Source organism: Pseudomonas sp. OE 28.3, from assembly GCF_014268205.2.
GTDB lineage: Bacteria > Pseudomonadota > Gammaproteobacteria > Pseudomonadales > Pseudomonadaceae > Aquipseudomonas > Aquipseudomonas edaphica.
In genome coordinates this window covers 31,584-48,520 of record NZ_CP077082.1, presented here as the reverse complement: position 1 = coordinate 48,520, position 16,937 = coordinate 31,584, and the positions used below count along the sequence as shown (strand labels likewise).

The 16,937-nt window shown below is 60.6% G+C and carries 17 protein-coding genes; 4 read left to right on the top strand and 13 right to left on the bottom strand.

The window, feature by feature from the left end; translation table 11 throughout:
* Positions 1-7: 7 nt before the first annotated feature.
* Both tagQ and HU759_RS00240 read left to right on the top strand, forming a co-directional pair.
* Positions 8-934 carry a type VI secretion system-associated lipoprotein TagQ gene (tagQ, locus tag HU759_RS00245; RefSeq protein WP_017135836.1) on the top strand — a complete coding sequence of 309 codons (927 nt, stop codon included), beginning with the start codon at positions 8-10 and terminating at the stop codon, positions 932-934.
* A 124-nt stretch (positions 935-1,058) separates the two neighbouring features.
* Positions 1,059-1,439: a hypothetical protein gene (locus tag HU759_RS00240; RefSeq protein WP_017135837.1), complete on the top strand. Its 381-nt coding sequence runs from the start codon at positions 1,059-1,061 to the stop codon at positions 1,437-1,439.
* Positions 1,440-1,495: 56 nt separating this feature from the next.
* Here HU759_RS00240 and HU759_RS00235 read toward each other — a convergent pair whose 3' ends face one another.
* From HU759_RS00235 to exbB, 7 genes are all read right to left on the bottom strand, one after another.
* Positions 1,496-2,386 (bottom strand): hypothetical protein, encoded by an 891-nt coding sequence (locus HU759_RS00235; RefSeq protein ID WP_170036701.1) that lies wholly within the window; start codon positions 2,384-2,386, stop codon positions 1,496-1,498.
* 319 nt (positions 2,387-2,705) lie between these two features.
* Positions 2,706-4,106, bottom strand: coding sequence for an aminoacyl-tRNA deacylase and HDOD domain-containing protein (locus tag HU759_RS00230; RefSeq protein WP_017135839.1), 1,401 nt, complete (start codon positions 4,104-4,106; stop codon positions 2,706-2,708).
* A 77-nt stretch (positions 4,107-4,183) separates the two neighbouring features.
* The gene (gene recG, locus HU759_RS00225) at positions 4,184-6,259 is read right to left on the bottom strand and encodes an ATP-dependent DNA helicase RecG (protein WP_026013586.1); all 2,076 of its coding nucleotides are present in this window, start codon (positions 6,257-6,259) and stop codon (positions 4,184-4,186) included.
* Between the two features lie 8 nt (positions 6,260-6,267).
* Complete coding sequence (locus HU759_RS00220) at positions 6,268-7,188, bottom strand: hydrogen peroxide-inducible genes activator (protein WP_017135841.1); 921 nt, start codon at positions 7,186-7,188, stop codon at positions 6,268-6,270.
* A gap of 177 nt (positions 7,189-7,365) precedes the next feature.
* The gene (locus HU759_RS00215) at positions 7,366-8,115 is read right to left on the bottom strand and encodes an energy transducer TonB (protein WP_017135842.1); all 750 of its coding nucleotides are present in this window, start codon (positions 8,113-8,115) and stop codon (positions 7,366-7,368) included.
* Positions 8,112-8,537 carry a TonB system transport protein ExbD gene (gene exbD, locus HU759_RS00210; RefSeq protein WP_003195519.1) on the bottom strand — a complete coding sequence of 142 codons (426 nt, stop codon included), beginning with the start codon at positions 8,535-8,537 and terminating at the stop codon, positions 8,112-8,114. Before exbD ends, HU759_RS00215 begins: the two co-directional genes overlap by 4 nt.
* A gap of 6 nt (positions 8,538-8,543) precedes the next feature.
* Complete coding sequence (exbB, locus tag HU759_RS00205) at positions 8,544-9,527, bottom strand: tonB-system energizer ExbB (RefSeq protein WP_186617258.1); 984 nt, start codon at positions 9,525-9,527, stop codon at positions 8,544-8,546.
* A 189-nt stretch (positions 9,528-9,716) separates the two neighbouring features.
* Between exbB and HU759_RS00200 the strand changes: the two genes are divergently transcribed.
* Positions 9,717-10,568: an SDR family oxidoreductase gene (locus tag HU759_RS00200; RefSeq protein ID WP_017135844.1), complete on the top strand. Its 852-nt coding sequence runs from the start codon at positions 9,717-9,719 to the stop codon at positions 10,566-10,568.
* A 126-nt stretch (positions 10,569-10,694) separates the two neighbouring features.
* Here the strand turns inward: HU759_RS00200 and HU759_RS00195 are convergent, their stop codons facing one another.
* From HU759_RS00195 to HU759_RS00170, 6 genes are all read right to left on the bottom strand, one after another.
* Positions 10,695-11,438, bottom strand: coding sequence for a hypothetical protein (locus HU759_RS00195; RefSeq protein ID WP_017135845.1), 744 nt, complete (start codon positions 11,436-11,438; stop codon positions 10,695-10,697).
* Positions 11,439-11,494: 56 nt separating this feature from the next.
* Positions 11,495-11,875: a RidA family protein gene (locus tag HU759_RS00190; protein ID WP_003176922.1), complete on the bottom strand. Its 381-nt coding sequence runs from the start codon at positions 11,873-11,875 to the stop codon at positions 11,495-11,497.
* A 24-nt stretch (positions 11,876-11,899) separates the two neighbouring features.
* Complete coding sequence (gene spoT / locus HU759_RS00185; RefSeq protein WP_170036703.1) at positions 11,900-14,005, bottom strand: bifunctional GTP diphosphokinase/guanosine-3',5'-bis pyrophosphate 3'-pyrophosphohydrolase; 2,106 nt, start codon at positions 14,003-14,005, stop codon at positions 11,900-11,902.
* Positions 14,006-14,065: 60 nt separating this feature from the next.
* Positions 14,066-14,329 (bottom strand): DNA-directed RNA polymerase subunit omega, encoded by a 264-nt coding sequence (rpoZ, locus tag HU759_RS00180; RefSeq protein ID WP_003176920.1) that lies wholly within the window; start codon positions 14,327-14,329, stop codon positions 14,066-14,068.
* 167 nt (positions 14,330-14,496) lie between these two features.
* Complete coding sequence (gene gmk / locus HU759_RS00175; RefSeq protein ID WP_010168203.1) at positions 14,497-15,117, bottom strand: guanylate kinase; 621 nt, start codon at positions 15,115-15,117, stop codon at positions 14,497-14,499.
* Positions 15,118-15,127: 10 nt separating this feature from the next.
* Entirely contained in the window at positions 15,128-15,991 is an 864-nt protein-coding gene (locus HU759_RS00170; protein ID WP_017135846.1) for a YicC/YloC family endoribonuclease, read from the bottom strand.
* 219 nt (positions 15,992-16,210) lie between these two features.
* Here HU759_RS00170 and rph point away from each other — a divergent pair, with 219 nt between their 5' ends.
* The gene (gene rph, locus HU759_RS00165) at positions 16,211-16,933 is read left to right on the top strand and encodes a ribonuclease PH (protein WP_003213280.1); all 723 of its coding nucleotides are present in this window, start codon (positions 16,211-16,213) and stop codon (positions 16,931-16,933) included.
* The last annotated feature ends 4 nt before the right edge of the window (positions 16,934-16,937 follow it).

Sequence of the window (16,937 nt, the reverse complement as noted above, 5' to 3'; positions counted from 1 at the left end):
CACACCTATGCTTTTTTCCCGTAAGGCGGTTTCCAAGCGTCACCTGCTGCTGATCGCAGCTGGTTTCAGCACCGTGTTGACAGGTTGCGCCACGTCGCCGGCTTCCAAGGTCGCGTCGAGCACCAAGGTCGAGTACTACCCCAACTGCTACGAGCCGGTGCAGCACTTGCGTGCAACCGATTCGAACATGACCAAGTCGGTCGTCACCGGTGCGGCGCTTGGCGCAGCCGGCGGTGCATTGCTGGGCGCGCTGACCGGCGACTCCGACAAGCGTGGCCGTAATGCCGCCATCGGTGCAGCGGGCGGCGCCCTGGCGGGTGGCGCAGCGGGTTACTACACCGAGCGTCAGAAGCAGATCACCGATGACAACCAGCGCATCGCGTCCTACTCCACCGACTTCAATAAAAGCGCGTCCGACATCGACCGCAGCACGGCCTACGCCAAGGCGTCCCAGCAGTGCTATCAGAGCGCATTCACCAAGCTGGTGGCCGACCGCAAGGCCAAGACCGTCAACGACACCGAAGGCCGCAAGCGCCTGGCGGAAATCGTGGCTGGCTTGAAAGAGTCCAATGACCTGATCGTTGCAGTGAACGGCAAGGCCAGCGAAGACTTGAACAACTACACCCAGGCTTACGAGCAAGACCTGAAACAAGTGGGTGTGCAGCGTGCTGACGTAGTGACCGTGGCCCAGGCCGACACGACGCCGCAGGTGGTGCCGGCGAAGAAAGGCAAGACGCCTGCCAAAGTCGCCAAAAAACCGGTGCTGCCAACCGTGCCGAAAGAAGCGGTGACCACCGAGAAGAGTATTCAGACCGTGCAAACCAAGCAGGCTGAAAGCAAGCAGGTCGCCAGCGCTGGCAAGGCGCAGATCGAAGGCACCTGCCGCGATCCGAACCTGGCCGACTGGGCGCCAGTGCCGTGCCCTAACGTTTAAGCAACATGTTTCTATAAGCGTTAAACGCCTGCCGATCTCCTGCTAAAGCGCGAGATCGGTGGCGTTCTGCCGGTAAATCGTTACACTGCTGCGGCCACTTAATAAATACACTGAGGCTGTGTGCATGAAATTTCGTCTTCTGCTGTGGGTGCTGGGCCTGATGATGGGCAAAGCCAGCCGCACCAATCCTGCCTTTCAGCAACAGCTGGGTGATAAAGACCTGGCGTTCCAGTTGCAGACCCTCGACGGCAAGGTTGCCCGTCACTTCATCGTCAAAGACCAGCGCATCACCAGCCGCTCAGGTGTTCACCCGGCGCCAGCCTTTGCTATCGCCTTTAAAGATGCCGCCTACGGCTTCGCCACGATGCAGGCGAAGAACAAGCAACTGGCGTTCATGACGGGGATTCAGGACAAGTCGATCCAGATCAAGGGCAACCCGGCGTTGGTGATCTGGTTTCAGGGGCTGACCAAGTATTTGAAGCCGCGTAAAAAAACAGCTGGTTAGCTTTTTGGAGCCCTCGGGGCACAGAAACCCCGAGGAGAGCCAGTATAAGTTGACCGTCAGTCCTGTTGGTTTACACGTATACGACGGTCTTTGGCTGGGTCGAATCTGCCTGAAAACCGTATGTCTCCATCGGTCACATGTTGCCGGCTCTTATATTCGTTGGTTTCGGTATTTCCGGCACTTTCATGAATGTCGACTTCGGTATCAAATTGCCGGTAAAGTTTTATAGAGGTGAATTGGGCCTTGGTCTGGATATACGTGTTGTCAGAGCGGCCAATAATAGTGTCGCTTGTACCTTCGGCGGAGATCGCCGTTCGAGATGAATCGCTGGGTGTACCACCCCTTATAGTGTTTTTTCCCGCGCCACCATTAATGAAGTTACTGCCTGTACCTCCTGCCAAGGTATCATCGCCGTTTTCACCGTATAATTCTCCGCCGCCATAGGCTAGTTCACCGGTATCATTGCCGTCGCCCAGATATACTTGAGCGTAGCCGCCTCCCGTGCTCACGGTGTCTTTGCCTGGGCCAGTGTGAATGGTTACACTGGTCTTGACGTCAGGGGCTATCTTTACACTGTCATCGCCACCGCCGCTGTCTATGAACAGTTTGCCTTGATTGCCCTCGGGGTTAGAGGCGTCGATGTCCAGCTTGACGGCTTGCCCATTGATAATGGCGACGACGCGATCATTAATAACTTTTATATCGATTTTATCATCCGCATGTCCCGTATAAATTCTTACTTCGGAGGCGGGGTGATAAGTGCGGCCATTGACGTTTTGTGGTGCGCCTGGGTCAGGCGTCGTTACAACCAGTACGGTCCCATATTGGTCTCTGCGAGGTGTAAGACTGCCGTTGATGTTTACAGAGGGTTCGGTAGCTGTAGGTGAAGGGTAGGCGCTTATTGGGTTGTTAGTTATAAAGTTGCTAACGGTGGATGAAATAGACATAGGCAGAATCCAGAGTTTTAATGGTAAGAAAACTTACCGACATGCTCTATGTGGATTAGTTGGGCGGGACAGTTCCGTATCAGATGTTACTTTATATTTGTAAGTTGTTAGAGTGCCATGATTTCGTTGGGTAGGTATGTCACTTTCGCCTTCGCCGCTCAAAAGGCGAGGAGTAATTAACTGGCATTATGATGCGATTCAGGATCAGACCATCCAGATCAGGGCAACCCGCTCCCACATTCGACCGCGTTCTACAGTTGGAACGCAGTTAAGTGTGAGAGCTGGTTTGCCTGCGAAAGCTATGTAGCAGGCGACAGACTTATGCCTGGCTGAACTGGGACGCGAGTTCGCGTAGCAGCACCTCGGCATCCAGTACCTTGCCGACCACTTCCTCAGCCTTTTCCCGGCTCAAGCCCAAACGTTCGATCAGGGCGTCGGGTATCGCCTCATCCGGCCCGGAACCAATTCCACGACTGCGCAGCAAACGTACCGCCAAGCACACCAGGTTGGGATATTCAGCATATTGCCCGTCATAGGTCGGGTCGTGCTGAAAGCGCAGGGCGGTGGACAGTTCGTCCGGCATGTCCCAGTAGCGCATCAGCCAGGCGCCGATCTGCTCGCGGCTGATGCCCAGCAGGTGCTGCTCGACATAGCTGTGGCACAGGTGCGGGTTGACCTCCAGGTGGCGACAGATCAGCGAGAAGTGCGGCGGGAACACATGGGCCAGCAGCAAGTAACCGAAGTTATGCAGCAGGCCGGCCAGGTAGGTCAGGCCAGCTTCCGGGCGCTGGGCGCGGGGCATGGCGCGGGTCAGGCCTTCGATCACAGCAGCGGTATAGATCGACTGGTGCCAGTACGGCGTGGACTGGTGCGGGTGGTCCTTGGGCAGGCTCAGGGTTTTGCCCAGGGCCAGGCCCAGCGCCAGGTTGATCACCAGGTCAAAGCCCAGCACGCGCACGATGGCGTCCTCCACTGAGCGAATCTTGCCCGGCGAGGCGTAGTACGGCGACGCTGCCCAGCTCACCACTTGGGCGGCGAGGGCTGGGTCGGTTTCGACGACGCTGGTGATGTCATCGATGGTGGCGTTGGGGTCGACGCGCAGCTTGATGATTTTCTGCGCGGTGTCGGCCAGCGGCGGAATCTCGATGGTCGCTTCCAGACGCTGCTGGATTCGGCGGGCGGTGAACGCCTGCATCGCCTGGGTGATTTCCTCGCGGTCATCGTTCGGGCGATCGAGGTTGGGGCGGATGTTGCTCAGCGGTTCGCCGAAGTGCCCGGCGCTGGCCTTGGTGAGCATGGTCTTGAAATCGATGCTGGCGATTTCCAGCAGCAGCCCGGCTTCGCCGGAATGCACCAACAGGCTGGGTTCGCTGAGCAGGCTGCCTTCATACAGGCACGGCGAACTGGTCAGTACCGGCAGGCCGGGCAACAGGCTCAAGTCGTGCTTGGCCAGCATGCGCTCGATGCGGTCCGGCGACACGGCCGTGAGGCGGCGGCCGGTGAGTTCAGCCAGGCGGTTGAGGTCGAGTAACTGGCTTTGCGGGAACAGCACCATGAGTGCGCCCACGGCATCTTCCAGCAGTACTGCCTGGACTTTTTGTGCGGGATTCAGGCCGGCGTGTTCGGTCACTTCCGTGTAGGGGATGGCGAGTTTTGCGAGCAGAGCCCGAATGACCGGCGGGGCGGTCAGTGGGGCTGTGGCGAGGGCAACTTCTGACATGGCCTGATCCAATTTCGTACAGTCACCGAAGTATAACCAGCTTGATACAACTGTTGGTTGGATAAGTGAGTCAGGCGTCACACTTGGCCGTATTGCTGCCCATGCCTGAGCCAGCGATCGAGCAAGGGGCTGACATGTTCCGGCCAACGCTCCAGCAGCGCTTGCGCCGCATCACGCACAGCGGGCAGCAAGTCGGCATCGCGCATCAGGTCGGCGACCTTGAATTGCAGCAGGCCGGTCTGGCGAGTACCAAGCATTTCGCCGGGCCCGCGCAGTTCGAGGTCTTTTTCGGCGATGACAAAACCGTCGTTGGTCTCGCGCATGATGCCCAGGCGCTGACGGCCGATCTGAGACAGCGGCGGGTGGTACAGCAGCACGCAGTGGCTGGCGGCGCTGCCCCGGCCGACACGGCCGCGCAGTTGGTGCAGTTGGGCCAGGCCCAGGCGCTCGGGGTTTTCGATGATCATCAAACTGGCGTTGGGCACGTCCACGCCGACTTCAATCACCGTGGTGGCTACCAGCAGTTGCAGGTTGCCAGCTTTGAACTCGGCCATCACCGCGGCTTTTTCCACAGGCTTCATGCGCCCGTGGATCAGCCCGACCTTCAGCTCGCCCAGGGCACTGGTGAGGTCCTCAAACGTGGTCTCGGCGGCCTGGCAGGTCAGCTCTTCGGATTCTTCGATCAGCGTGCACACCCAATACGCCTGACGGCCTTCGGCGCAGGCGCCGCGCACGCGTTCGATGACCTCGACGCGGCGCGTGTCGGTGACCAGCACGGTATTGACCGGCGTGCGGCCGGGCGGCAGCTCATCGAGGATCGACGTGTCGAGGTCGGCGTAGGCGCTCATCGCCAAGGTGCGCGGGATTGGTGTGGCGGTCATGATCAACTGGTGCGGGTTCATGCGCCCGCCCACGCCTTTCTGGCGCAAGGCCAGGCGCTGTTGCACACCGAAGCGGTGCTGTTCGTCGATGATCACCAAGGCGAGGTTCTTGAACTGCACTTCGTCCTGGAACAATGCGTGAGTGCCCACCACCATCGGTGCGCCACCGGCAATCTGCTCCAGCGCCGCTGCGCGGGTCTTGCCCTTGAGCTTGCCGGCCAGCCACGCCACTTCCAGGCCCAGCGGTTCGAGCCAGCGCTTGAAGGTGATGAAGTGCTGTTCGGCGAGAATTTCGGTGGGCGCCATCAGCGCCACTTGGTAACCGGCTTCCAACGCCTGCAAGGCGGCGAGGGCGGCCACCACGGTTTTACCTGCGCCCACGTCGCCCTGGATCAGCCGCAGCATGGGTTCGTGCTGGCTGAGGTCGTAGGCGATTTCATTGCCCACGCGTTGCTGGGCCCCCGTTGGCGCAAAGCCGAGGTTGGCCAGGTATTGCGCAGGTAGTCGCGTGGCCTTGGGCATCGCCGGCGCGCGCAGGGAGCGCATACTTTCGCGCAGGCGCTGCTGGGACAGTTGGTGCGTCAGCAGCTCTTCAAAGGCCAGGCGATGCTGGGCCCAGTGATGGCCCAGTGCGAGTTCGTCGACGTCGGCGTCGGCGGGTGGGTTATGCAGGTAGCGAATCGCATCGTCCAACGGCGCCAGTTGGTAGTCGCGCGCCAGCTCCAGAGGCAACCAGTCGGGCAAGCTTTTGGGGCCGAGCATCGTCAGCGTTTGCATGCACAGCTGGCGCAGGCGTTGTTGGGTCAGGCCTTCGGTCAGCGGGTAGATCGGCGTGAGAGTGGTATCGACCGGAGGCGGCTCGTCGCCGGTGATTGCGCGGTACTCCGGGTGGTAGATTTCCAGGCCGGATGCACCGGGGCGGGCTTCGCCGTAGCAACGCACGCGGGTGCCACGCTTGAGGCCTTCCTTTTGCGCGTTGCTGAAATGGTAGAAACGCAGGCTCAGGCCGCCGGTGCCGTCCTGCAGGCGCACGACTAAACTGCGGCGCTTGCCCATCACCACATCGGCGCCGCTGACGGTGCCTTCGACCACAGCATCCTGCCCAGGGCGCAAGTGGCCGATGGGCACCACACGCGTGCGGTCCTGGTAGCGCAGGGGCAGGTGGAACAGCACGTCCTGGAGGTTCTCCAGGCCGACCTTGGCCAGCTTTTCGGCCATGGCGTCACCGACACCTTTGAGTGCGGTGACCGACACCTGCGACAGCTCTGTCATACCGTTAATCAGCTCGCAGCATTCGGCTTGGCCACCGAGCACAGACGGACCGAGTCGGCCAGGATCTCAATGGCTTTCGGGCGCGGGAAGCTCGCGCGCCAGGCAATCGCCACAGTACGGAACGGCACCGGCGGCGTGAGTGGGCGCACTTCGATCACGCCGGGGGCGTAGTGATGGCTGTCCACTGCCGACAGCGGCAGGATCGAAATACCCAGGCCGGAAGCGACCATATGGCGAATGGTTTCCAGGGAACTGGATTCCACGGTGGTATGTTTGGCGCCGTCGTTGCCCTTGGTCAGGGTCGGGCAGGCTTCCAGTACCTGATCGCGGAAGCAGTGACCTTCGCCCAGCAGCAGCAAGCTCTTGTCGTTGAGCAGGCCGGCGTCGATGGTGTCCTTTTGCGTCCACGGGTGGGAGGCCGGCATCAACACGTAGAACGGTTCGTCGTAGAGCGGCAGGGTCAGCACGTCTGCTTCGTTGAACGGCAGGGCGATGATGATCGCGTCCAACTCGCCATTGCGCAGTTTGTCGCGCAGTACATGGGTGAAGTTTTCTTCGATATACAGCGGCATCTGCGGCGCAACGCGGTGCAGTTGCGGAATCAGGTGCGGGAACAGGTACGGGCCGACGGTGTAGATGGCGCCGACTTTGAGCGGTGCAGTCAGCTGGTTCTTGCCGGCCTGGGCCAGCTCGCGGATGCTTTGGGCTTGCTCCAGTACCTTTTGGGCCTGGGCGACGATGCCTTCGCCCACCGGCGTGAGGCGCACGGCGCTCTTGCTGCGCTCAAAAATCAGCACACCGAGTTCGTCTTCAAGCTTCTTCACACCCACCGACAGCGTCGGTTGGCTGACATGGCAACGCTCGGCCGCGTGGCCGAAGTGCTGCTCTTGGGCGAGGGTCACGATGTAGCGTAATTCTGTAAGAGTCATAGCGGGCGTCCATGAGGTTGCGGGCCAAGCATACCGGCTGCAATCGATAGACGCACGTTATCAGAACTTTGATGGGGATTGAGCGGGGAATGTTGAGGATTTTGCTGAAGTGGTGAAACCAAATGTGGGAGCTGGCTTGTGTGGGAGCTCCCACACCAGCCGGCTCCCGTTTGCCGCTTACCGGCGGCGCTTCTCAATGTTGTAAACAAATGGCGCGACGATTTCGACGCTGCCGCCTTTCAACATATCGGCCGGTGGTTTGGGCAGTGGCTGGGCTCGACGGATCATGTCCAGGGTCGCACGGTCCAGATCGGCGTTGCCGGAGCGGCCCACCAACTCATAGGACAGCACGTTGCCTTCGGCATCGACCACAAAGCGCAGGCGGTTCAAGCCTTCCTTGCCTCGCTGTTGGGCACCTGGCGGATACTTCTTGTACTTCTGCAAGTGCGCCAGCAGGGCGCCTTCCCAGGACGCTTTGGCTGCGACCTGTTGTGGCGACGGGCCCGGAACCGGCTGGGCAGACTTTTCAGCTGGCGCATTGTTTTGTGGCGATTCGCTCGGCGGTTCTTCGGAAGGTTTTTCCTTGGGCGGCTCGGGCTTCTTTTCCACCGGCTTGGGCGGCTGCGGCTTCGGTTTTGGCTTGACCGGCTTGGGCACCTGGATCGTTGGTTTAGGTGCCTCAGCCAGTTTTGGCAGGGGCAGCTCTTCCACGGGGGCAGGCGGCTGCGGCGGTGTGACAACCTTGGGTGGAGCCGGCGGCGGCGGTGCAGGCATCGGCGCGAGGTCGATGACCATCGCCGCCGGTGGCAGTGTTACCGGATGCGGCGCGGACCACTGGAGCGCGATGATAATCGCGACGGCATGCACGCCCAGCACGACGGCGAGGCTGGTGCCATAACGCGTCAGTTTGTGGCGCGTCGTGATCATTTCTTGGCTGCCGTCTCAAGTCCGACCAGGCCTACCTTGAGGTAGCCGGCTGCCCGCAGGGCATCCATCACACTCATCAGGTCGCCGTAGTCCACGCCTTTGTCGGCCTGGAAGAAGATCGTCGTGTCTTTCTTGCCTTGGGTCTTGGCGTCGAGCACCGGGCCCAGGGTTTCAGCTTTGACTTCTTCTTCGCCCAGGAACAGGCGTTGGTCCGCCTTGACGCTGAGGAAAATCGGCTTCTCCGGCCGCGGCGCAGGCTTGGCGCTGGACGCGGGCAGGTCGACCTTGATATCCACGGTCGCCAGCGGCGCGGCCACCATGAAGATGATCAGCAGCACGAGCATTACGTCGATAAACGGCGTGACGTTGATCTCGTGGTTCTCGACGAGTTCGTCGTCGCCTTGATTCAAATGCAGGCCCATGGCCGATTACCCCACTTTCACCATGTGCGGTTGCGAGCTGCGCTCGGTAGGCAGGTGATCGAGGTCGCGGCTGACCAGCAGCAGGACTTCTGCCGACGCGTCCGATACCTGGGCCTTATAGCCGGCAATCGAACGGGCGAAGACGTTGTAGATCACCACCGCAGGGATTGCTGCAACCAGGCCCAGCGCGGTTGCCAGCAGGGCTTCGGCGATGCCGGGGGCGACGACGGCGAGGTTGGTGGTCTGGGTTTTTGCGATGCCGATGAAGCTGTTCATGATGCCCCACACGGTGCCGAACAGGCCGACAAACGGTGCGGTGGAACCGATGGTGGCCAGCACGCCGGTGCCGCTGCTCATGTTACGGCCGCATGCTGCAACCAGGCGTTCGAGACGGAAGCTGACGCGTTCCTTGATGCCTTCTTTTTCGCGGGTATTGACCGACAGACGCATTTCTTCCAGAGCGTCGTGTACCAGCAGGTTGGCCAGGGTGCCCTTCTTGGTCGCGCTCTCGCTGACTTCCTTGAGGGTGGTGGCTTTTTTCAGGTGGACGATCTCGGCGCGCAGACGGCGCTTGGCGCCCAGCAGCTCGAAGCCCTTGGCGATCCAGATGGTCCAGGTGATGATCGAGGCGATGGCCAGGCCGATCATCACGGCTTTTACCACGACGTCAGCGTTCTGGTACATGCCCCACGGCGACAGGTCATGGGCCATGCCCAGGCTGTTGTCTTCTTCCAACACTACACCGGTTTCGTCGGCAGGTGCGACGTCGCCTGCAGCCTGGGCCGGGTCTGTGGCAACCGGGGCGGCAACAGGAGCAGCTGGCGTAGCGCCGGTGTGCTCGGCAGCAGCCGGTGCGGCTGGGGCGGTGGCATCAGCGAAGGCAGCGGTCGGTGCCAGCAGTACGCTGAACAGCAGCGCAGCAATCGCACGCCAGGCGCGGGATGGGCTGTGAAGCTTGGTTGGCGAAGCGGGGTTTGTATTACGTGTCATGCTGGCCGGACCTGAGAGGAAAAATTGAGTGATCGTCCTGCCAGACCCTTGAGGGTCGAGGACAAATGGGCCGTTATTATTGCAAGTAATTCTTGTTAACAGAAGTAATACAGTAACTTTATTTGTGCTTTTTCTGGCCGCTCGTCATCTGCGAGGGCTAATCTAGACCTTTAAGAACGGAGTTTTATGATGTCTGCGCCTTCTGTTGTGATTGCCGGTTGCGGCGATGTGGGGAGCCGGCTGGCTAGCCAATTGCTCGGCGCGAATTGGGAGGTTCATGGCCTGCGCCGTGATGTTTCAAAGCTCCCCGATGGCGTGATCGGCATTGCCGGCGACCTGTTCAAAAAGGATTGTCCTGAGACCTGGCCGATCGGCGCAGTGGATTACCTGGTGTATTGCGCGGCCGCCACCGACCACGATGAGGCCGGGTATCGCGCGGCATACGTGCAAGGGTTGCAGCATGTGTTGGAGTGGCTGAGTGACTACGGCCAGGCGCCCAGGCACCTGCTGTTTGTTTCCAGCAGCAGCGTGTATGGCCAGCAGAATGGTGAGTGGGTCGACGAAACATCTGATACCAGGGCGACGGGCTATTCCGGCCAGGTCATGCTGGAGGCCGAGCAGGTCGCGCTCAACAGTGGGATCCCAGCGAGTATCGTGCGCTTGACCGGGATTTACGGCCCGGGCCGCGAATGGCTGCTGACCCAGGTACGCCAGGGCTATCGCGTGGCGATCGATCCGCCGTTGTATGGCAACCGGATTCACGCGGATGATGCGGCAGGTTTGCTGGCCTTTTTGCTGCGTCATGTAGAGCAGGGTGGCTCGCTGGAAAAAATCTACATCGGGGTCGACGATGCCCCAGCGCCATTGGCGGAGGTGGTGGGCTGGTTGCGCGAGTACCTGGGCGTGACGGAGTGGGCGGATGACGCCAGTGTAAGGCGTGCCGGCAGCAAACAATGCAGCAACGCCCGGGCTAAGGCGTTGGGCTGGGTGCCGACCTACCCGACTTATCGCGAAGGGTATGCGGCGATTCTCAAGGGCTGAAACGCAGTCAAAAAATGTGGGAGCTGGCTTGCCTGCGATAGCGAAGTATCAGTCGACCTCTATCTCGACTGAGCCACCGTCATCGCAGGCAAGCCAGCTCCCACATTTGCTTCAGGGTGATGCTGGTTATTTCTTCTCAAGCAGCCATTGGCGCGGGCCGGGCGTGAACTGCGGCACCTCGTCGGCCAGCGCGGTGTTGATCGCTTGGAATATCGCCAACTGCTTGCCTTTGCGCGTGAAGATCCAGGGGTTGCCCTGGCCGTTCAATTGCAGCCAGATGCTGTCGTAGCCGCCGCTCATAGAGGCGCAGTCGCCCGCCAGACACAGCGAGTAGCGGTCGACGCCTGGCAGGCCGGCGACCTTTCCGTCGGCCTGGAACTGCACTGTGGAACCGTCGCCGTTGCCGTCGGTAATCTTCCAGTCGCCGCCCATATAGGCTGCATACAGTGCCCGTTCGAAGTTGGCGCCCAGTGGCGCACCTTCCGGGGCGGGATCCTTGGCACGGGCGAACAGTTGCTCGGGCTCGTTATCGTTGGCCACTTGCAGCAGTTGTTTGCCTTTGCGCTTGAGTTCGGTGGCGGAGCTGCCGTAGAACTCGACGTTCCAGGCGCCGGATTTATCCCCGAGCAACTTGCCTTCGGCGACTTCAAAGCCGTTGTAGTAGCGCGCCTGCAAAGCCTTGGTATTGACCTCCCATTCGAGGTTCGGGCCAAAACTCTGCAGCGCTTCGCGCAAAGGGCCGCCCTTGGCTGCCGCGTTGATGGCGGCCTGGTTGATCCAGGTGCCACTCACATCCAGGTCGGCGGGGTTGCTGGCGCAGCCGCCGAGCAACAGGGCGAGCAACGAAGTGGCTACAAGCGCTTTGCGCATCATGAAATCCTTCTGAAACGAAGTCGGCGCAGCCTGTTGAGGCTGCGCCGGGTGTTTTACTCGATGACCAGAATCGCGTCCATCTCAACCTGTGCGCCCTTTGGCAGCGCAGCAACGCCGATGGCAGCGCGGGCTGGGTACGGCTGTTCGAAGTACTTGCCCATGATCTCGTTGACCTTGGCGAAGTGGCTCAGGTCGGTGAGGAAGATGTTCAGCTTGACGATGTCCTTGAACGAACCGCCGGCGGCTTCGGCTACGGATTTCAGGTTTTCGAAGACTTGTACGGTTTGTGCTTCGAAGCCTTCAACCAGTTCCATGGTCTTTGGGTCCAGCGGAATCTGGCCGGACATGTAGACGGTGTTGCCCGCCTTGATCGCCTGGGAGTAAGTGCCGATGGCGGCCGGGGCTTTGTCGCTGGTGATAACAGTCTTGGTCATGAGTTGCTCCTTGTAAGAGAGGGGCTATGCACGCATACGGGTGATGCGGATCACTCCGGTCAGGGCGCGCAGTTTCTTGATCACGCGGGCCAGGTGCACGCGGTCGTGCACGCTGACCACCAGCTGGACCACGCTGATGCGCCCATCGCGTTCATCCATGCTGATTTTTTCGATATTGCCGTCGGCCGCGTTGACGCTGCTGGCAAGCAGTGCGATCAGGCCGCGCTGATGTTCCAGCTCCACACGCAGCTCGACGTTGAATTCGCCGGTGACATCCTTGGCCCAAGAGAGCTGGATGCATTTCTCCGGGTTGTGGCGGATTTCGGTGATATTGCGGCAGTTGTCCAGGTGCACCACCATGCCTTTGCCTGCCGACAAGTGGCCGACAATCGGGTCGCCCGGGATCGGCGTACAGCATTTTGCGTAGCTGAGCACCAAGCCTTCGGTGCCGCGAATCGCCAGCGGACCTTCCGGGCTTGGCAATTGTTCGCCTTCGCCGAGCAGGCGGCGAGCGACTACATAGGCCATGCGGTTACCCAGGCCGATATCTTCCAGCAGGTCTTCGCTTGTTTCCTGGCGATACTCGTGGAGCATCGCTTGTACGCGCTCTGTCGGAATTTTATCCAGGGCACTGTCGAAACCGTTGAGGACCTTGTTCAACAGGCGTTCGCCGAGGCTGATGGATTCGGAGCGGCGTTGCAACTTCAGGGCGTGGCGGATGTGTGTCCGCGCTTTACCGGTGACCACGAAGTTGAGCCAGGCCGGGTTCGGGCGCGCGCCGGGAGCACTGACGATCTCGACCGTGGAGCCGCTTTGCAGCGGTTCGGACAGCGGCGCGAGGCGACGGTTGATCCGGCAGGCAATGCAGCTGTTACCGACGTCGGTGTGCACCGCGTAGGCAAAGTCGACCGCCGTGGAGCCTTTGGGCAGCTCCATGATTCGGCCTTTGGGCGTGAACACGTAGACCTCGTCCGGGAACAGGTCGATCTTCACGCTTTCGATGAATTCCAGGGAGTTGCCGGCACGTTGTTGCATTTCCAGCACGCCTTTGACCCACTGGCGAGCGCGGGCGTGGGTGCCTTTTGGCTGTTCGTCACCGCTGGATTTGTATAGCCAGTGGGCGGCGATGCCGTTGTTGGCCATCTCTTCCATTTCCCGCGTGCGGATCTGGATCTCGATCGGCACCCCGTGCATACCGAACAGCGTGGTATGCAGCGACTGATAGCCGTTGGCCTTGGGAATGGCGATGTAGTCCTTGAAGCGCCCCGGCAGGGGTTTGTACAAATTATGTACAGCACCCAGCACGCGGTAGCAGGTGTCTACCTTGTCGACGATGATCCGGAACGCGTACACGTCCATGATCTCGTTAAAGGCCCGGCGCTTGCCGCGCATCTTCTTGTAGATGCCGTAGATGTGCTTCTGCCGGCCGCTGACTTCGCCTTCAATCTCGTCGATCGCCAGGCAGTGGCTCAGCGACTCTTCGATCTTGTTGACGATTTCCTTGCGGTTGCCCCGTGCGCGCTTGACCGCCTGGTAGATGCGCGCCGAGCGCATCGGGTGCATGGCCTTGAAGCCGAGGTCTTCGAATTCGATACGAATGGCATGCATGCCCAGCCGATTGGCGATGGGGGCGTAGATTTCCAGGGTTTCCTTGGCGATGCGCCGGCGTTTTTCGCCGGACAGCACTTCCAGCGTGCGCATGTTGTGTAGCCGGTCGGCCAGCTTGACCAGAATCACACGGATATCCCGCGCCATGGCCATGGCCATTTTCTGGAAGTTTTCTGCCTGGGCTTCAGCCTTGGTCTCGAAGTTCATCTGGGTCAGTTTGCTGACCCCGTCGACCAGTTCGGCCACGGTTTCACCAAATTGCGCGCTAAGCGCTTCCTTGGCGATGCCGGTGTCTTCGATCACGTCATGCAGCATCGCGGCCATCAGGCTCTGATGGTCCATGTGCATGTCGGCAAGAATATTTGCCACCGCAAGAGGATGGGTGACATACGCCTCGCCGCTTCGGCGGCGCTGGCCGTCGTGGGCTTGTTCGGCGTAGAAATACGCTCGGCGGACCAGGTTGACCTGGTCTGGGCCGAGGTAGGCCGATAAGCGATCGGCGAGGGCGTCTATGCTCGGCAAAGTATGAACTCCTGCCGTTGGCTGTGACCCCGCGCCGTGCTACGTCGACCAGGCATAGGCTTAGACGGCCTCGTTGGACTCGTCCTCGAACGCTGCAAACAGCGGTTCGTCTTCAACGATTTCAGCGTTGGCGATGAACTCGTAGCTCATCAGGCCTTCAGCGATTTCACGCAGGGCTACAACGGTAGGCTTGTCGTTTTCCCACTGGACCAGGGGCTCTTTGCCGCCGGTGGCCAGTTGACGGGCACGCTTGGTAGAGAGCATGACCAGCTCAAAGCGGTTATCCACGTGTTCTAGGCAGTCTTCAACGGTTACGCGGGCCATGGTATTCCTCGGAGCGAATGCAAGATGCGCGCTGCCCGGTTGGGCAAGCGGACTAAACAGTTTAAAAAATCACCAGCGTTTAGGGAAGCGCTGATTTTCCCCGCGCCCTCGCAAAACCGCTACAAGTGCCAATGTAAAGCCCTTGCAGCGGTTTTGGGAAGCGCCAATCAACCAAGCAGTTCAGCGAGTAATTTGCCAAAACGCTGCTGTTGGCGCTTTTGCTGGAGCTGATTGGTGCGAAAAATCGCCTTCAAATCATCCAGTGCGTGGGCAAAATCGTCATTAATGATCAGGTAGTCGTAGTCGACGTAGTGGCTCATTTCGCTGACGGCTTCGCGCATGCGGCCTTCGATGATCTCGTCGCTGTCCTGGCCGCGGTTGGTCAGGCGCTGGTGCAACGCTTCCAAAGACGGCGGCAGGATGAAGATGGAACGCGCCTTGGGCATCAGTTGGCGCACTTGTTCGGCGCCCTGCCAGTCGATCTCCAGGATCAGGTCGTGGCCTTCGTCCAGCGTCTGCTGCAGGTGGCTTTGCGAGGTGCCATAGAGGTTGCCGAACACTTCCGCGCGCTCCAGAAAGTCGCCGTGTTCGATCATCTTGACGAACTCGGTGCGCTCGACGAAGTGATAGTGCACGCCGTTCACTTCACCTGGGCGCATGGCGCGGGTGGTGTGCGAGACCGAAATGCGGATTTGCTCGTCGGCGTCGGTCAAGGCTTTGACCAGGCTGCTCTTGCCCGCGCCCGATGGCGCAGAAATGATGTAAAGGGTGCCGGTGCTGTGGGTCATGGAAGTTGCCTTACTCAATATTCTGTACTTGTTCGCGCATCTGCTCGATCAACACTTTGAGGTTGACCGCAGCCGTGGTGCTGCGCGGATCAAACGCCTTGGAACCCAGTGTATTGGCTTCGCGGTTGAGTTCCTGCATCAGGAAGTCCAGGCGCCGACCGGCGGCACCCGCTGATTTGAGTACGCGGCGCACTTCGAGGATGTGGGTGCTCAGGCGGTCGAGTTCTTCGGCTACGTCGCTCTTTTGCGCCAGCAGCACCATTTCCTGCTCCAGGCGCACCGGGTCGAGGTCGGCCTTCATGTCGGTGAAGCGGTCCAGAACCTTCTGGCGCTGGGTGGCGAGCATCTGCGGCACCAGCTCACGCAGGGTGACCACGTCTTCTTCGATCGAAGTCAGGCGCTCATTGATCAGGCGGGCCAGTTCGGCGCCTTCGCGCTCGCGGCCGGCCTTGAGTTCCTTCAAGCCCTGGGTGAACAGGGCGAGGGCTTCGGCATTGAGGGCTTGCGGGTCGGTGGCGTCGGCCACCAGTACGCCGGGCCAGGCCAGCACTTCCAACGGGTTCAGCGCGGCCGGTTGCTTGATCAGGCTGGCGATGGTTTCGGCGGCGGCTACCAGTTGCGCGGCGCGATCGCGGTCGACCTGCAGCGGCTTGCCGGTGGTTTCTTCGGTAAAACGCAGGGTGCATTCCAGCTTGCCCCGCGAGATACCCTGGCGCAACGCTTCACGCACGGCGCCTTCGAGGTCGCGGAAGGATTCCGGCAGGCGCAGGTGCGGCTCCAGGTAGCGGCTGTTGACCGAGCGCAGTTCCCAGCTCAGGGTGCCCTGGGCGCCGGCTTTTTCGACGCGGGCGAAGGCGGTCATGCTGTGCACCATGGAAGTACCTCGCGATGCAGACCCGCAAATGCGGGCTGATGGGTAAATTTTGAAGCCGACAGGCTGCGAAGGCGCAGGATTGTAGCGCAGTGGGGCGAGCGCGCCCAAACAATGGGCGCCGACCAGGCCATTCGTAACCGAATTTTTTAGAAGTGCCCCGAAACGGTTCGCGGCTCTATAATGCTCGGCAGTTTTTCGTCCTTCGTACAGGTATCCCCTATGAAACGTCCAAGTGGTCGCGCTGCCGATCAGCTCCGCTCGATCCGCATTACCCGCAACTACACCAAACACGCCGAGGGATCTGTACTGGTCGAGTTTGGCGATACCAAAGTGATCTGCACCGTCAGCGTCGAAAACGGCGTGCCGCGCTTCCTTAAAGGCCAAGGTCAGGGTTGGTTGACTGCCGAGTACGGCATGCTGCCGCGCGCTACCGGCGAGCGTAACCAGCGTGAAGCCAGCCGTGGCAAGCAAGGCGGCCGCACCCTGGAAATCCAGCGCCTTATCGGCCGCTCGCTGCGCGCAGCCCTGGACATGTCCAAGCTGGGCGACGTGACCCTGTACGTCGACTGCGACGTGATCCAGGCTGACGGTGGCACCCGCACCGCCTCCATCACTGGCGCCATGGTGGCCCTGGTAGATGCGCTTAAAGTGATCAAGAAGCGCGGCGGCCTCAAAGGCGGCGACCCGCTCAAGCAGATGATCGCCGCTGTTTCGGTTGGCATGTATCAGGGCGAGCCTGTGCTGGACCTGGACTACCTGGAAGATTCGGCCGCCGAGACCGACCTGAACGTAGTGATGACCAGCACCGGTGGTTTCATCGAAGTGCAGGGCACCGCCGAAGGCGCGCCATTCCAGCCAGCCGACCTGAACGCCATGCTCGCCCTGGCCCAGAAAGGCATGACCGAAATCTTCGAACTGCAGAACGCCGCACTGGCCGACTGAGCCT

Excerpts from the sequence above, each read along its gene's own strand:
- tagQ (WP_017135836.1), top strand. The coding sequence starts at position 8 with ATGCTTTTTTCCCGTAAGGCGGTTTCCAAGCGTCACCTGCTGCTGATC.
- HU759_RS00240 (WP_017135837.1), top strand. The coding sequence starts at position 1,059 with ATGAAATTTCGTCTTCTGCTGTGGGTGCTGGGCCTGATGATGGGCAAA.
- HU759_RS00235 (WP_170036701.1), bottom strand. The coding sequence starts at position 2,386 with ATGTCTATTTCATCCACCGTTAGCAACTTTATAACTAACAACCCAATA.
- HU759_RS00230 (WP_017135839.1), bottom strand. The coding sequence starts at position 4,106 with ATGTCAGAAGTTGCCCTCGCCACAGCCCCACTGACCGCCCCGCCGGTC.
- recG (WP_026013586.1), bottom strand. The coding sequence starts at position 6,259 with ATGACAGAGCTGTCGCAGGTGTCGGTCACCGCACTCAAAGGTGTCGGT.
- HU759_RS00220 (WP_017135841.1), bottom strand. The coding sequence starts at position 7,188 with ATGACTCTTACAGAATTACGCTACATCGTGACCCTCGCCCAAGAGCAG.
- HU759_RS00215 (WP_017135842.1), bottom strand. The coding sequence starts at position 8,115 with ATGATCACGACGCGCCACAAACTGACGCGTTATGGCACCAGCCTCGCC.
- exbD (WP_003195519.1), bottom strand. The coding sequence starts at position 8,537 with ATGGGCCTGCATTTGAATCAAGGCGACGACGAACTCGTCGAGAACCAC.
- exbB (WP_186617258.1), bottom strand. The coding sequence starts at position 9,527 with ATGACACGTAATACAAACCCCGCTTCGCCAACCAAGCTTCACAGCCCA.
- HU759_RS00200 (WP_017135844.1), top strand. The coding sequence starts at position 9,717 with ATGTCTGCGCCTTCTGTTGTGATTGCCGGTTGCGGCGATGTGGGGAGC.
- HU759_RS00195 (WP_017135845.1), bottom strand. The coding sequence starts at position 11,438 with ATGCGCAAAGCGCTTGTAGCCACTTCGTTGCTCGCCCTGTTGCTCGGC.
- HU759_RS00190 (WP_003176922.1), bottom strand. The coding sequence starts at position 11,875 with ATGACCAAGACTGTTATCACCAGCGACAAAGCCCCGGCCGCCATCGGC.
- rpoZ (WP_003176920.1), bottom strand. The coding sequence starts at position 14,329 with ATGGCCCGCGTAACCGTTGAAGACTGCCTAGAACACGTGGATAACCGC.
- gmk (WP_010168203.1), bottom strand. The coding sequence starts at position 15,117 with ATGACCCACAGCACCGGCACCCTTTACATCATTTCTGCGCCATCGGGC.
- HU759_RS00170 (WP_017135846.1), bottom strand. The coding sequence starts at position 15,991 with ATGGTGCACAGCATGACCGCCTTCGCCCGCGTCGAAAAAGCCGGCGCC.
- rph (WP_003213280.1), top strand. The coding sequence starts at position 16,211 with ATGAAACGTCCAAGTGGTCGCGCTGCCGATCAGCTCCGCTCGATCCGC.